The 14,693-nt window shown below is 40.2% G+C and carries 15 protein-coding genes; 11 read left to right on the top strand and 4 right to left on the bottom strand.

Features of this window, described 5'->3' with window-relative positions:
* Positions 1-276: 276 nt before the first annotated feature.
* Positions 277-783, bottom strand: a complete 507-nt coding sequence (locus tag D0469_RS03850; RefSeq protein WP_117325308.1) for a YkyB family protein — start codon at positions 781-783, stop codon at positions 277-279.
* A gap of 195 nt (positions 784-978) precedes the next feature.
* Here D0469_RS03850 and D0469_RS03855 point away from each other — a divergent pair, with 195 nt between their 5' ends.
* Positions 979-2,049 (top strand): GGDEF domain-containing protein, encoded by a 1,071-nt coding sequence (locus D0469_RS03855; RefSeq protein ID WP_117325309.1) that lies wholly within the window; start codon positions 979-981, stop codon positions 2,047-2,049.
* Between the two features lie 249 nt (positions 2,050-2,298).
* Here the strand turns inward: D0469_RS03855 and D0469_RS03860 are convergent, their stop codons facing one another.
* Entirely contained in the window at positions 2,299-3,171 is an 873-nt protein-coding gene (locus D0469_RS03860; protein ID WP_117325310.1) for a metallophosphoesterase, read from the bottom strand.
* Between the two features lie 242 nt (positions 3,172-3,413).
* Between D0469_RS03860 and D0469_RS03865 the strand changes: the two genes are divergently transcribed.
* From D0469_RS03865 to D0469_RS03890, 6 genes are all read left to right on the top strand, one after another.
* Entirely contained in the window at positions 3,414-5,270 is a 1,857-nt protein-coding gene (locus tag D0469_RS03865; RefSeq protein WP_117325311.1) for an SLC13 family permease, read from the top strand.
* Positions 5,271-5,329: 59 nt separating this feature from the next.
* Positions 5,330-5,542, top strand: coding sequence for a hypothetical protein (locus tag D0469_RS03870; RefSeq protein ID WP_117325312.1), 213 nt, complete (start codon positions 5,330-5,332; stop codon positions 5,540-5,542).
* A 112-nt stretch (positions 5,543-5,654) separates the two neighbouring features.
* A complete protein-coding gene (gene fadH, locus D0469_RS03875; protein WP_117325313.1) occupies positions 5,655-6,419 on the top strand; it encodes a 2,4-dienoyl-CoA reductase in 765 nt (254 codons plus the stop codon).
* Positions 6,420-6,715: 296 nt separating this feature from the next.
* A complete protein-coding gene (locus D0469_RS03880) occupies positions 6,716-7,921 on the top strand; it encodes an EAL domain-containing protein (RefSeq protein ID WP_117325314.1) in 1,206 nt (401 codons plus the stop codon).
* A gap of 63 nt (positions 7,922-7,984) precedes the next feature.
* Complete coding sequence (locus tag D0469_RS03885) at positions 7,985-8,218, top strand: hypothetical protein (protein WP_117325315.1); 234 nt, start codon at positions 7,985-7,987, stop codon at positions 8,216-8,218.
* A 275-nt stretch (positions 8,219-8,493) separates the two neighbouring features.
* Positions 8,494-9,198, top strand: a complete 705-nt coding sequence (locus tag D0469_RS03890; protein WP_158553343.1) for a DUF3993 domain-containing protein — start codon at positions 8,494-8,496, stop codon at positions 9,196-9,198.
* A gap of 86 nt (positions 9,199-9,284) precedes the next feature.
* Here D0469_RS03890 and D0469_RS03895 read toward each other — a convergent pair whose 3' ends face one another.
* Both D0469_RS03895 and D0469_RS03900 read right to left on the bottom strand, forming a co-directional pair.
* Positions 9,285-9,524 (bottom strand): glutaredoxin family protein, encoded by a 240-nt coding sequence (locus tag D0469_RS03895; RefSeq protein ID WP_117325317.1) that lies wholly within the window; start codon positions 9,522-9,524, stop codon positions 9,285-9,287.
* Positions 9,525-10,058: 534 nt separating this feature from the next.
* Positions 10,059-11,015, bottom strand: a complete 957-nt coding sequence (locus D0469_RS03900) for an MBL fold metallo-hydrolase (protein WP_117325318.1) — start codon at positions 11,013-11,015, stop codon at positions 10,059-10,061.
* 184 nt (positions 11,016-11,199) lie between these two features.
* Here D0469_RS03900 and D0469_RS03905 point away from each other — a divergent pair, with 184 nt between their 5' ends.
* The 4 genes from D0469_RS03905 (at position 11,200) to dapD (ending at position 14,471) form a co-directional block, all read left to right on the top strand.
* Positions 11,200-11,439: a DUF1797 family protein gene (locus D0469_RS03905; protein ID WP_101593372.1), complete on the top strand. Its 240-nt coding sequence runs from the start codon at positions 11,200-11,202 to the stop codon at positions 11,437-11,439.
* Positions 11,440-12,064: 625 nt separating this feature from the next.
* Positions 12,065-12,493, top strand: coding sequence for a cyclic-di-AMP-binding protein CbpB (gene cbpB / locus D0469_RS03910; RefSeq protein ID WP_117325319.1), 429 nt, complete (start codon positions 12,065-12,067; stop codon positions 12,491-12,493).
* 283 nt (positions 12,494-12,776) lie between these two features.
* Positions 12,777-13,673, top strand: coding sequence for a LysR family transcriptional regulator (locus D0469_RS03915; RefSeq protein ID WP_117325320.1), 897 nt, complete (start codon positions 12,777-12,779; stop codon positions 13,671-13,673).
* 87 nt (positions 13,674-13,760) lie between these two features.
* Positions 13,761-14,471, top strand: a complete 711-nt coding sequence (dapD, locus tag D0469_RS03920) for a 2,3,4,5-tetrahydropyridine-2,6-dicarboxylate N-acetyltransferase (RefSeq protein ID WP_117325321.1) — start codon at positions 13,761-13,763, stop codon at positions 14,469-14,471.
* The last annotated feature ends 222 nt before the right edge of the window (positions 14,472-14,693 follow it).

Below are 14,693 nucleotides of genomic sequence, written 5' to 3' on the forward strand. Positions count from 1 at the left end.
GAAAAGTTTTATGGCTGACGGGAACAAATCCTCTATTACCTGTATAAAGCCATGTTATTGATAATTATTCAGCGGACACAGTCATTTGGAAAAAAACAAAAGCCTGGCAATCCCGTATGGCAAGATCCTTTTGATTATAAAAGCGGACCGTTTGGGAAGGAGAATCCGCGTTTCCCGATAGACAATATTGTCATTAAATGACTTGCCCTCATGAGAGAGCTGAAGTCCTGCATGGATTGGGGCCTTGCAGTACAGAAAAGTCCTTGAAAGGATAAATCAATATTTATATCCTTTTCCAAGAAAAGTTGAAGGGAATGGATTGTGGAATTTATCGATAGACTTTTTGTTTGGTCGGCTCTGATTTTGAGATTTTGGGCTTTTAGGGGCACGGTCGGGCATTTTGCCAATATACGCTTCGAGAATTTGCTTAGCTTTTGAAAGTGACAGCGAAGCTTTAGGGTTGCGAAGGGAAACAGCTCGATTGCCCAGATGAGGAAGTGTCTTAAGGTCTTCCTTGGATGGCGGCAGGTGAAAGATATAATCTCCACATTTGATAATGACGTCGGACTGCTGGCAGGCCAGCCTTGGATTGTCAGAAAAGTGAAGGCCTACTTTGCTGGCTTTTCCTTCTTTGACCAGCTTTTGGAGTGACAAGCGTTTCAGCTCATAGAGAGATTTTGGCGATGGAGCGGTTTTTGCATGCTTGTTTACTACGAATATCGCCTGCTCAAGAAGGCCGGCTGTCTCTTGCTGGGGATTGGTTATCTTGTTAGTTTGGTCCATAATGCAGCTCCTTTCAAAATTAAATAGCTGTTGATTGTTGCAGGTTTTACTAACAATATAGTTATATATTATATCATTATCTTCCCGCAAAGAAAGCAAAACGATAAATTAGTTCATAGGCTCCCATCATCGGTATGCTGAAATTAGCATATATTGTTAAAGAGGAATATTTCAGCCCGTTTAGGAGTTGTAAATATGATAAAAGATTATATTGCCTGTTTGGGGCTAATTTTTGCATTTATGCTTACAGCAGGACTTGTTCAAAAGGCTGGGAGATATGAACATCATGTTTCATTAATTAAACACATAAAAATTGGGGTCATCTATGGTTTACTTGGGTCTGGACTATTACTATTCTCCATCTCGATGCCCGGGGGCGGAACAATAAACATAGGATATGTAGCAGCAATAATTGCTGCGCGGAATGGAAGAGCTGTCAGCCTTGGAGCTGCATGTTTAATCATGTGGGTCTATCAGCTTTTCATAAACGGTGCAATTACAGGAAGTGAAAGTATCAGTTTGGCAGCTTTGGTACTCTTTTTGCTGGCTTTGATACAATTCCAGCTGTCAGACCCGGTTTATTTTCTGCTTGCTATTTTAGGAGGAACAGCAATGCATACGGGTTTATCGTCAATAGCAGCGGAGCAACAAATTTCTTTCCAAGCTTTTTTATATGCTGCCGCAGGTGGAATTCCAACATACTTCATCCAGAAAATATCAAAAAGGGATGTTGAATTATTCAGGAGTTATCATAAGGAAGCGACAACCGATTTTCTGACAGGTGTTCAAAACGTAAGGCAATTTGACAAAAGGCTTAACAGCTTAGTACGCAAAGCGCTTCTGCGCAATGAACCTCTATCCCTTCTGCTAATAGATATTGACCACTTTAAAAAAATCAATGATACTTACGGCCATATCACAGGTGACTTTGTGTTAAAGGAGGCCGCAAAAGTTTTAACATCCCAATTAAGCAACAAGGATTTCTTGTCGCGAAACGGCGGGGAAGAATTTGCCGTTTTGCTTCCGGGATACGCCCATGCAAAAGGTCTATCAGTGGCAGAAGCCCTTCGGAAATCCATTGAAGCAGCTGTTTTTTATTATGAGTTCACGTTAAAGATCCAAATCACCATTTCCATCGGTGTGGCTACTTTAAATGAAACGGTTTATGATCCAGAGGAGCTGATTGTCCAGGCTGACAATGCCCTTTACTCAGCTAAGCATGCAGGGCGCAATCAGGTTTGTTCTATCCACAAATGCTACAATTGAGGAAACAACCCCTGTAATGGACTTTGACATTACCCATTTACCTGATGGAGTCTCTGTGTCAAATTTGTTGGCTTAATTAATTTCTTCAGATGTCTATTTGACTAATATCTTTTATAATGAGTACAGTAAGGTTGATAGCTTGCTAACTAATTGAAAGGTAATCTGTGCACGGAAATGGCCATAAAGTCCAAGGGTACTTATTCAGCAGGCAGCAGGTGAATGAGTACTTTTTTATCCGTACGCTAAGTTCTACTTTTTACTTTGCATAGATGTTAGCTTAAACAATGTGATTTCAGGGCGGGATAAGAATCTGAATGGCAAACGGGTTGTACCTAGTCCCCTATTTACGTATAATCTTAAAGAGTCTAAATTGTACATGCCCTCATGGTACTTCCTGCTATACGGAGGTTTTACTAGGGCGCCTAAAAACGGAATCTGAACCTGGCCCCCGTGGCTGTGGCCGCTCAACTGTAACTGGACGCTTTGACCGATAATCTGATCAGCAAGATCTGGCGCGTGAGATAGCAGAATCTTGTAGCCGTCAACAGGAAGCCCATTGAGAGCAGCGTTTATATCGGGATTTCCCAGCATTGGTTCATCTATACCAGCAATGAAGAGGCTGTCACCGTTCAATAGGGAAATAGATGCATTTGTGTTGCGCAAGATTTTGAAGCCTGACTTTGACATAATGTCTTCATATAACCGGGAGCCGTTGCCGCCATGGTCATGATTTCCAAAGATGCAAAACTTTCCATGGGGTGCATTCAGTTTATTGAGAACCCTAATGATTCGTTCGGGTTGAGGGTATTTATTGGGTTCATCCAAGAGATCGCCAGTGAAAAACACGGCATCGGGCTGGAGCTTATTTATTTTTTGTATAATCACCCTCAGTTCCTCCAGCTGAAACTGGAATCCAAGATGAGTATCACTGAATTGAACAAACTTGAAATTGTTAAAGCCCTGAGGGATTAAATCGTGTGTTATAGTGTATTCTGTGGTTTCAAACCAATGGGGTTCAATATGTTTGGCATAATACCGGCCGCCTACGCCAAAGCCGGCAAAGGTGAGCAGCGTTCCCAGGCTTTTTTTAATGAAAGACCTTCTTGATATATTTTTTTTCATTTATTATCAACCTAACATTATAATCTTGAATAATAGTACTTCATCATACTATCAAAATATCCCGATAAAAAGAAGCGGATATTATTAAAGGGATGCAGGAATATACTTCTAATACTTGCTATATAGCCATTTCTATCCCTTTATGAGAAAATAGTTTTAGGCTTTAGGGCCATGGCTGCATAAGCGCATGCTACAAGAGCTGCTGCAAGTCGGTTCCAATGATTTTCTATGGAGGTAAATGAATGACGCAGCCTATATTACTAACATTTATCATATTAGCTGTTATGACAGCTTTATTTATACAGGGAAAAATAAGGCACGATTTAATCGCGGGTACGACCTTGCTTGCACTTACCCTGCTGGAAATAATTACTCCTGAAGAGGCTTTGTCCGGTTTTTCGAACCCGGTAGTAATTATGCTTGCAGGGCTATACATTGTCGGAGCAGGAGTCTTTAATACTGGATTAGCAAGCAGGGTCGGCAATCAGCTTATTCGGGTTGGAGGAAAAAATGAAACGTGGCTGTTGTTCATCATTATGCTTACTGTAGCTTTGATGAGCGGGCTGCTGAGCAATACAGGCGCTGTAGCTATTCTTCTGCCTGTTGTTGTAAGCATGGCTATTCAGCTTAAAATTTCTCCATCCAAATTTTTAATCCCGCTTGCTTATGCAAGCAGTCTTGGAGGAGTGCTTACCATTATCGGTACGCCGCCTAACTTAATAATCAGCAGCATCCTTTCCGAAAATGGCTTTCAGTCCCTGTCCTTGCTGGAAATTACTCCAATCGGTCTAATCGCTTTGGCAGCAGGAGTTTTGTTCATGATGACGATTGGCCGCAAGCTGCTTCCAGATACATCAGAAAATGAATTTACGGAAGAGAAGGGACTTTCAGCCAATGAACTGGCAGGAATGTATAAAATGTATGACAGACTTTCCTACCTGCAGATACCTGCCCATTCGGAAATTGTAGGTGAAAGGCTTATTGACCTAAGTTTGCCGATCAAATATGAGATTACTGTGATTGCGATAAAACGTACTGAAAAAGACAAGGCAATAGGAATTCGCAATACCCAGCAAAAAACCATTTTGGCGAAGGCCGATGAAGTTCTTCACCCAAATGATCTAATTTTGGTTTTTGGGGAAGAAGACTCAATCACGTCCTTAGTGAAGGACTATGAATTGGAGAAAATGCCATTAAACATGGATGAAATAAACAAGCATTTCCTGAACCGAAAATTTGGTCTTACGGAAATTCTGATCGTTCCCAATTCGGAATACGAAAACCAGTCACTGAGAGATATTCACTTCCGTGAGAAGTACCAATGCAATGTTTTGGCCATCAACAGGAAGGGAGAATATATTCAGGCGGATGTCGGTACAGAATCATTAAAGCCGGGTGATTCTCTCCTTGTCCATGGACAATGGGAAAATATTGAGCGGCTTTCAGCTGATCGGCAGGATATGGTGGTCATTGGCAGCCCTAAGCCTGCTGATGAAGCTTCGACAGATAACAAGGCCCCCTATGCAGCAGCCATCATGGTCCTAATGCTTGTCTCTCTTGGAGTTAATTTTATTGAACCTGTAATATCCGTTTCGGTTGCTGCAATGCTGATGATCATAACAGGCTGCCTCCGCTCAATGGATGAGGCATATCAAAGGATCAATTGGGAATCCATCGTCTTGGTCGCCGCTATGCTGCCCATGGCAATCGCTATTGAAACGACTGGGGGAGCCAAGTATATTAGCGATGTGTTTCTGCAAATTTTTGATGGCTATGACCCTTATTTCATCCTGGCCTTATACTATTTGTTAACGATGGTTCTAAGCCAGTTCATCAGCAACGCCGCGGTAGCCATCATGTTCGCACCGATTGCAATTACTTCCGCTGTCAGCCTGAATCTTAGTCCGTATCCATTTTTAATTTGTGTAGCTATCGCTTCTTCGATGGCATTTTCTACACCGGTTGCTGCACCCGCTAACGCATTGGTTATGAGTGCGGGGGGATATAAGTATAGAGATTTTGTTAAAACCGGATTTTGGCTGCAATTGTTTATTGGAGCAATTATGATTGCGGTTATACCAATGTTTTTCCCGTTTTAGTTTCTAAAATCCCGTGATTTAAAATATTCAGTAAATAACCTGGAAAGAGAGGGATTGCTGTGAGAGAGTTTCAGGCAATGGAATTAATCTTTATACCCTCTAATTTAGGCTTGGTAAAAATCTATATACATGGTTTTGAAGAGTCGGGAGACGGGGGAGAGGTCATCATTACTTTAAATGATTTAATGGTTAAAAGAAGGGGACTTCAAAAGAAGGCGACAATGATTAAATCATTTCTAATGTTTAATAGGCTATTAACAAGAACACCTTAGTAAGAAGCTGCCGATCGGCAGCTTCTTTTTTGAAAAATAATATTGTTAGAAAATTTAGTATTTCATGTTAAAATATGAATGAACATTCATTCTTTTTTAAGGGGGAAGCCATATGAAAGGGCAAGTTGTAATAATAACGGGCGGATCAAACGGGATGGGGAAATTCATGGCGGGAAAATTCGCAAGTGCAGGAGCAAATGTAGTAATTACAGGAAGGGATCCTGAAAGACTACAAGCTGCAAAAGAAGAGATTGAAACATTTTCAGGCCAGATCCTGCCTTTTCAAATGGATGTCAGGGAAATTGACCATGTGAAGGCAATGGTGGCGGCGGCTGATGAAGCGTTTGGCAAAATCGATTTTCTTGTCAATAATGCTGCGGGAAACTTCATTTGCCCTGCAGAGAAGCTTAGCCCGAATGGCTGGAAATCGGTTATTGATATCGTATTAAATGGAACATTTTATTGCAGCAGCGAGGTCGGAAAATACTGGATTGAAAAGGGCATCAAAGGAAGTATAATCAATATGGTTGCTACATATGCGTGGAACGCGGGAGCAGGTGTGATTCACTCGGCAAGCGCGAAGGCGGGTGTTCTGTCAATGACCAGGACACTCGCAGTCGAATGGGGCAGCAAATATGGTATCAGAGTTAATGCCATTGCTCCCGGTCCTATTGAACGGACAGGAGGAGCGGACAAACTATGGGAATCGGAAGAAGCAGCAAAGAGAACTTTAAATAGCGTGCCACTCAGGAGGCTTGGGACTCCAGAAGAAATAGCAGAACTTGCTTACTTCCTATTCTCTGAGCATGCCGGGTATATCAATGGAGAATGCATTACAATGGATGGAGGACAGTGGCTAAACACCCATCCTTTTTAAACGTTACCTTACTTCCATATTAAAGTAGTTTTAGGTCCTGCTTTTTGCAGGCCTTTTTATTTTAGAGAAATTACGAATTGAAAAACACCCATCCTATATTGTAGCCAGCCTTAAGTAAATGCCTGCAGCTGAAAAGATTATAGATATCAAAAGGCAGAGAATGGCTGCGGTTCCTTTCCTGTTTCCTTTAGCTAACAGATCAAGTAATGTTGGACATTGTTTTACCGTTTTTTTCGTACTCGCAGAGCTCATTTCGATGATATAATAAATAATGACACTGAACGGGGGGAAACGCCATGGATGCACTAGAAATTTTATCAGATCTTGAGCGGGTATTTCCGTTTTTTCAGCCAATATTCAGTGCAGATGAGCATAGGGTAATTGGATATGAAGTACTTGGAAGGTACAGGACTGATGAGGGTTGTATCAGCCTGGGGCCATTTTTGCTGGATGAAACCATTCCGGATGAATACCGGGTAGAGGTTGATAACCTTATTTTAAAAAGAGCGCTTGAGGAAACGGCAATACAAGAGGAAAATGACTTTTTGCTGTTCATTAACCGAGATCCGAATCTGCTTATGCTTGATCATGGGGAAGAGTTTTTAGATATCTTAAAAAGCTCGTTAAAAACGGAGCAGTTAAACCGGATTGTCCTGGAGCTATCTGAGTTTGGGTATGACGGAGAGCTAAATCCGCTGCTCCATTTGCTGGAGTACTATAAAACCTATGGGATCAAGATCGCAATTGACCATATAGGACAGGAAAGTCATTTAGACCGCATTGCTCAGTTATCGCCACAAATTCTTAAAGTTAATCTCGACATGCTTCGGCATTCAGGAGGCTCATCCAGGGAGTTTCTTTATTCACTTGGGATGATGGCCAGGAAAATTGGTGCGAATCTGTTGTTTGAGAACATTGAAACAGTGTATCAGCTGCAATTTGCCTGGAAAAATGGCGGCAGGTATTATCAAGGCTTTTATTTGGCAAGTCCAGGTGCTGAATTCATTAACAAGGATTTGCTTCGGGAAAAATTCGCAAATGAGTGCCATGGTTTTATTGTGTATGAAAAAAAGAAGCTGGAAGCGATATACAAAAAAACCATGCAATATAATAACGGTATTTCGCTATTGCTGGCAAAATATAAGCGGTTTGAAAAGTATTCTGAATTGCTGCAGGCTCTTGCCGAAGAGCTCAAAAATAAATGTTTCCGGCTGTATGTTTGCGACAGCGACGGATTTCAGCAATCCCCCAACATCTTTCAGAAGCATGGGAAATGGTCCGTTCAGCAGGATTACCTTGGGAAAAATTGGAGTTGGCGCCCTTATTTTTTAGAGACAATCGTAAAAATGCGTAACGAGAAAAAAGGGATATTATCTGATTTATACAGTGATATTGAGACAGGAGAAACGATACGTACATTCTCTTATCCTCTTCTAAATGGAGATTATCTATTTATCGATTTGTCGTATTCTTATTTATATGAAAACGAAGATCTTTTATAGATCAATACATAAAACGGCCCTTCTGTGTAAATCTAAGAAAAAGAGCCTTGGAGGGTACGTCCATTGAGCCAGTTTATTGTCGTTTTAATTGTCATTTCTGCTGTAATTGTCGGGTTTGCCCTTGCTTATACATTCAGCATTGCGAGGAATCAGCGGGTTCTTAAAGGCGAGTTTGATTCCAGCATTGATGAAAAAGTACAATCGCATCCATACATCAGGAATCCTGTTTTTCTTACGTTTTTTATTTTTGTGCTAGTCGTAATCCTGTTTATCGTTTACTATTCGTTTAAATATTAACAGCCCTTGCATTTAAAGTGTGAAAATTAGCTGGTATAGATTCCATCCGGACCCTGACTGAGATAGGTAAATTAACCTGTTTTATTCAGGGTATTTGTATTAATTTACCATTCGAAGTGCAAGTTTGTAACTGGAGGTCAGGGGGAAAAGGAGGACAAAGTAATATGCTGTCATATGCTGATGGCATTTTGGGAACAGAACTGGTTTTTGGATATAACTTACTGTTTGAATAATTAATACATCTTTATGGAAAATATGATTCGGGGGAGATGCAGTTGAAGACATTCATAATCAGTTTAGTTGTAGCGAGTTTGTTGTTCATTTCCTTTGGAATGCGTGCCGGAGCAGAAGGGATACATAACGATCGTGTATTCAGCAAGCTGGATGAAGCCTTTCGTGTCCAGCTTTCACTGAGCGATGAGGTAAGGTCATGGGAGGATATTGAGGGAATGCTGGACCCATATTTTACGAAGAGTTTTATCAGTAGGTTTATGGATGAAAATATCATAAAGTTTGATGGCGGATATGCTGTGCCTGGATCAGATTTCGCGTGCTGTTATATTCCCTATTTTAGCTATAATGATAAAACGAAAGTAATTCAGGACGAAAATTCAGAAAAGCTTTATGTACAGGAAAATTTTGAAAAAGTGGAAAACGGACCGGTAAGTGCAGCCAGCCATTTTGAGACTATAACTCTAAATAAAGAAAATGGCAGCTGGAAAATTGATGATATATCATATAACACTAAAGAAATAGCAGGAGAATTCAACATCCAGCCTGGTAGTGCTTTAACAAATACAGAGAAAATAGAAGAGCCGGATAAAAATGAAAACTTTTATTTTATCGATTTTCTCGTAAGTCCTCGAAAAACGATGATTGGATTTGGTTTAAGTGCGGCTGCACTTCAGGCGGAAATGGTGAAATCCTTCCATTTAAATTCAGAAGAAATGTGGACCGGAGGACCATCCTTTCTCTTTTAAGCAGATTTTCCTCTTTCGAAAAAAACCCTAATGATAAAACGGGGTCAAATATGAGATTCAAAACCTTGCCGAATGGCAAGGTTTTTTCAATCCTGGATATTTAATTCACGTTTCAGCACTGTTGGGTCAAATCCTATTATCACTTGTCCGTCAATAACGATTGTCGGTGTTGAATAAGATTTGTGTTTATTTGTCAATTCCTTCAGTGCCTGTTTGTCAGCTTTTATATTTTTTTCGGTATATGAAACTTGATATTCGTCAAGGAACATTTTCATTATTTTACATGGGGGACAATCCGGCTGTGAGTATACAATAATTTCCTGCATTTAGGAAAACCACCTTTTCGGTAAAAATATTGTTAAAACAAGTAATACGTTGGGTTTGCCTGCTTAACATTATTATAATAAAAGAAATCCTAAAAGGAGAATAATATGCCTGAAAAGTATTGCGGAAAAATTTAATGGGAGAAATTTTTTTATAGCTTTAAAGCTTGGTTTACTGTTTGGAGGTACAACGGTGTATCCCGAGTATTTACAGAACCATCATCTTCAAAATTGCAAGTGGTAGATGATAAAACAAGTGCCGACTTAATCGCGCTATGCCAGTTCTTGCCCGGCCCTTGATGCAGCCACGGCTTGGCCATAGGGTATTTAAGGGAGGAGTAGCCGGCATCAAATGGGGAGCCTGACAAGAGAGCATCCAAAAAAGCTTTTCCTATATTACCGCGTTTTTCATTATACTAACCATGCTATCCTTTGCTTTTGGGGACCAAAGGAAATTTCCTGACACAATATACCCGGGAGAAAGCTCAACAACAAAGCCTTCTCCCAGGTATAGTACTCCTGGAGAACTTAAGAGTATTATAAAACCTTTTGTTCTTGCTTAGCAAAATAATCGATTAGCCCCATTGAACTCACTCGGATATCCAGCTTGAGAACTTCGAAGACAGGATGGGCTTCAGTTATCCCTAAATCAGCCAGATATCCGGTTATATCGGATAGAATCGTCGTATACGCCAGCTCTACCCGGTCTTCAAACGATTCCCCCTGGTTGAATGCGTCCTTTGCATAGTTAGTGAAAATCGGAATCCAATAACGGATTTGCTTATAGATTTCACTTGTATTCCGGCTGCAACCATAATGGCCAAAATAAATGGCATCGAGATGCTTCTCTTCCATTATTGAAAGGGCACTAAGCATTTTATCTGGATCAAATTGATTTGGAGAAGTGGAAGGTATGTATAACTCGAAGCCATCATCTTTAAGCTCCCTATAATAGATGCCTATTGTATCTCCGGTAAACATTCCGTTAGAAATTGGATCATAAATACTAAGGTGATGGTTTGCGTGGCCAGGTGTATCAAAGAATGTCAGTGTTGTTGTGTCCGATATCTGAAGTGTTTCTCCATTTTCTTTAATGATAATTTTTTCTGGAGGTATAGGCAGGATGGGGTCAAAAAGCCTATCAAAATCATCTCCATAAACCGCACGGGCACCAGCAATCAGCCTCGAAGGATTCTCAAGATGGCGAGCTCCTTTTTTATGTACAATGACTTTAGCGTTCTTGCAGTGTTTCAGCAGCAGGCCTGCTCCGCCTGCATGATCGAGATGAATATGTGTCAAAATGATATATTCTATCTCAAGAGGGTCGATTCCCAGCGAACATAAGCCATCTAAAATAAAAGGTACGGAAGGGCTGGAGGAGGTTTCAATCAGCGTTTTCTTTGATTCGTTGAGAACATATATGCCAGTCCGGTTTTTTCTGTTTAAATCATTTCCATCAATTATTGAGATTCTATCTATAGAATTGGCAGCCACAAATTTTTCCCTCCATTACTAGAATATGATGTACAAATCACTCCCCTTATTTTATTCTGTAAATATAGGCATGTAAAGAAAATGTATGAAAAATTCAGAATTTAATATAGTGTGGTTATTGGATAGAAAACTATGTTATAGTGAATCCTGTTAATAAGGTTTTTATTTAGAAAGGAGAGGGAGTATGTCTCAATTACAGGGCATCCTTACCAGATTGAAAAATCTTCAGGACCAGGCAAAAGAATCTGAGTCGGCTCAGCGTTTCTTTGAAATTGATGGTGTGAAGAAATGCCAGGTTACATATTTCATTAAAACTGAAATGTTCGAACTAGAGGTTTTCAATGAAAAAGGGAAACCATCCAAATATCAGTTTGATAATATTGATATGATAACGATTGAAATTTTTGACCTGCTACAGTCGTAGACAGTAATTTCTGTGAAAAACGAAAAGCCCCGCCCGTTCAAATTAGACGGCGGGGTTTTTTTCTGCAGAAAATAGGAAAATTCGTGAGTTCCGGATAACTAAAGTAACAGGAACAGGTCTATCTCTAGCTCCAGCGCCAAGCAACTTCTTTTGAAGGGAAATAAAAGCCCCTGCTAAAAGCACTAAGAATGATTCCGCAGTGATACGTTACCCAAACAAAAATGAGTTTTGTGCTGGCGTCGTCCCGGGAAACTGTTCGTCCTTCATAGGGCGCTTGCGCTTTTCATAGTTCATAGAATGAAATTGATAATGTTGCCAATGCTAAAGGCTAAAAGGAGGTGGCATGTTTGAATCCTGTCGTAAGATGTCCTAACTGCCTTGCTGAAAGGGAAATTGTAAATCTGTTAATCGCCCAGTCTAACCAGAATATAATTTATATTTGTCCGGAATGTAATTTTATCCAGAGAAATATTGAGACAAGAAAGGGTTAATAAAAAGCCGGATTCCACAGGCATTCGGCAAGTTTCCAGCGGTTCATATTAAACTAAATATTGAACGGGAAAGATTTCCCTACCTATGTTAAACTTAAGGAGTACGAATTAACATACGGTAGGGAGCAATTCTAATGTTCAGTAATTTTAATGGGGGAATTCTGGAGGCAAAAGTAAAGGATATGCTCATTTCTTCAGAAAGGGTCGCGCACGTTCAGGTTGCCAATAACCTTGAACATGCACTGTTAGTTTTAACGAAAAGCGGCTATACGGCTATTCCGGTGCTTGACCCCATGTATAAACTACAGGGTTTAATCAGCACTCCTGTTATCCTTGATTCCATTATGGGCCTCCAGAGAATTGAATTTGAGGAGCTTGAAAATAAAAAAGTCTCTGAAGTAATGAAAACAGATATTCCGAGGTTATTTAGCGGGGATCAAATCAAAAAAGGACTTGAAATGCTGATCGACCACCCATTTGTTTGTGTGGAGGATGAGGATGGTGTTTTCGAAGGAATCATCACCCGCAGAGCGATATTGAAGGAATTGGAAAAGCAATTATAGAATATTTTTAATCCCTGCTGGCATTTGCCTTCAGGGATTTTTACTAGAAATTGAAATGTGGCGGGTTTCAGCTCCAAGCAGTTATTTCCTGTCAATGTCCCGATAAAGGTAGCGCAAAATCCAATAATAATAAGCAGAACATCTGTCAAATTAATCACTCAGGTCTTTGCAGGTTACAGATAAGCTTTTTCAAATCTGCTCTTGTATTATATTTCTTTCTCGCTAATAATGAAATTTGTAATTTGTTAGATTTATCATAAGAAATTCTTATCAATGGGGGATAATGATGGTTTTTTCAGAATTCCAATTAATATCCGTGCTAGCACAGGAAATGAATATGAGAAAGGCCGCTGAAAGATTGTTTGTTTCCCAGCCTGCTCTTTCACAAAGGCTGCAGACGATTGAAAAAGATTGGGGAAGCAAACTTTTTTTGCGTTCTCAAAAAGGGCTTTCCTTAACCTCGGCAGGTGAATTGGTAGTCAAATTCGCGAGGGAAATGCTTGAAAAGGAGGAGAAAGTAAGGGAGGAAATCGAATCGATGGAATCCGAGGTCCATGGGACCCTAAAGATTGCCTGTGCTTCCATCGTAGGGCAGAACTGGCTTCCGCAAATTTTGAAACGGTATTTGCAGCGATATCCACATGCAAAAATTTCTCTAATTACCGGTTGGAGCAGTGAAATACTAAAATCATTATATGATGGGCAAGTCCATATAGGCATAATAAGAGGTACACCTGACTGGAAAGGTGTAAAAAAGCACCTCTTTAAGGATATGCTGTATTTGGTTGATACAGAAATGAGTAAAATGGAACAGGTTCTTGGAACGGACCGTCCATTTATTCAATTTAAAAGCGATTCGAACTACTATCAGGAAATTCAGGATTGGTGGCATAGGCAGTTTCAAACAGTCCCGAAAAGGACCATTGTCGTTGATCAAATTGAAACGTGCAAGCAAATGGCTTTCAACGGTATTGGCTACGCCATTTTGCCTGCCATAACTTTAAATGACAAGGACGAAAATTATTTTAAGCTTCCTCTCATGGATGAACATAATGATCCGATTAAACGGGATACGTGGCTTGTCGGCTATGATTCTGCTTTTGAACTTAAACAGGTGCAAGCTTTTTCGGAACTGCTGGACGAATTTTTACTTGAGCATAGTGCAAATGGGCACAGCTAATATTTCTATACGTGATGCTTGTATAACACGCTTTTGTCTGATAAAGTATTTTTTGTATTCTATACATAAATAGGAGGACTTGGAATTATGAAGCAAATGGATGCACATGAAATTATTGCTTTTATTCAAAATAGCAAGAAAGCCACCCCTGTAAAGGTGTATGTAAAAGGTAATCTGGAAGGAATCAACTTCGGTGAAAATGCGAAGGCATTTATTAACGGCAACACAGGAGTCGTTTTTGGTGAATGGGATGAAATCAATGCAGTATTATCAGCCAACTCAGACAGAATTGAAGATTATGTGGTTGAAAATGACCGACGCAATTCAGCGATCCCGCTTTTAGATATGAAAGGAATCAAAGCTCGTATTGAGCCAGGCGCTATTATCCGTGATCAGGTAGAAATTGGTGAGAACGCCGTAATCATGATGGGAGCTTCCATTAATATTGGAGCGGTTGTTGGCGAAAAGACAATGATTGATATGAATGTAGTTCTTGGCGGAAGAGCAACTGTAGGAAAGAATTGCCACATTGGTGCAGGAGCAGTCCTGGCTGGTGTTGTTGAGCCACCGTCTGCTAAACCGGTAGTCATTGAGGATGACGTATTAATCGGTGCAAACGCTGTTGTATTGGAAGGAGTTACTGTTGGTGCAGGCTCGGTAGTTGCCGCTGGCGCCATCGTAACAAAGGATGTTCCTCCATACTCAGTAGTGGCTGGCGCTCCGGCTAAAGTGATTAAAGAAATTGATGAAAAAACAAAATCAAAAACTGAAATCATGCAGGAGCTTCGTCAGCTGTAATCAAAATGGTTTTTGCTCAAAGTAAAGGGACCGGGTATCGTTGCTCCGGCCCTTTTATTATAATTTAATTTATAATGCGCTTTTTTAATGAGATTCTTTTTTACAAAGCTGTTTACCTCTGCTTAAGCGTGAGGTTTTTCTTGATTGTGCAAGAGTAGTCTTTTACAATATTACAGATTCTAGCGCAAGCACCCAGTAACTTTTTTTTGCAGGATAAGGCAG

The sequence above is a fragment of the Peribacillus saganii genome, assembly GCF_003429095.1.
Taxonomy (GTDB): Bacteria; Bacillota; Bacilli; order Bacillales; family DSM-1321; genus Peribacillus; species Peribacillus saganii.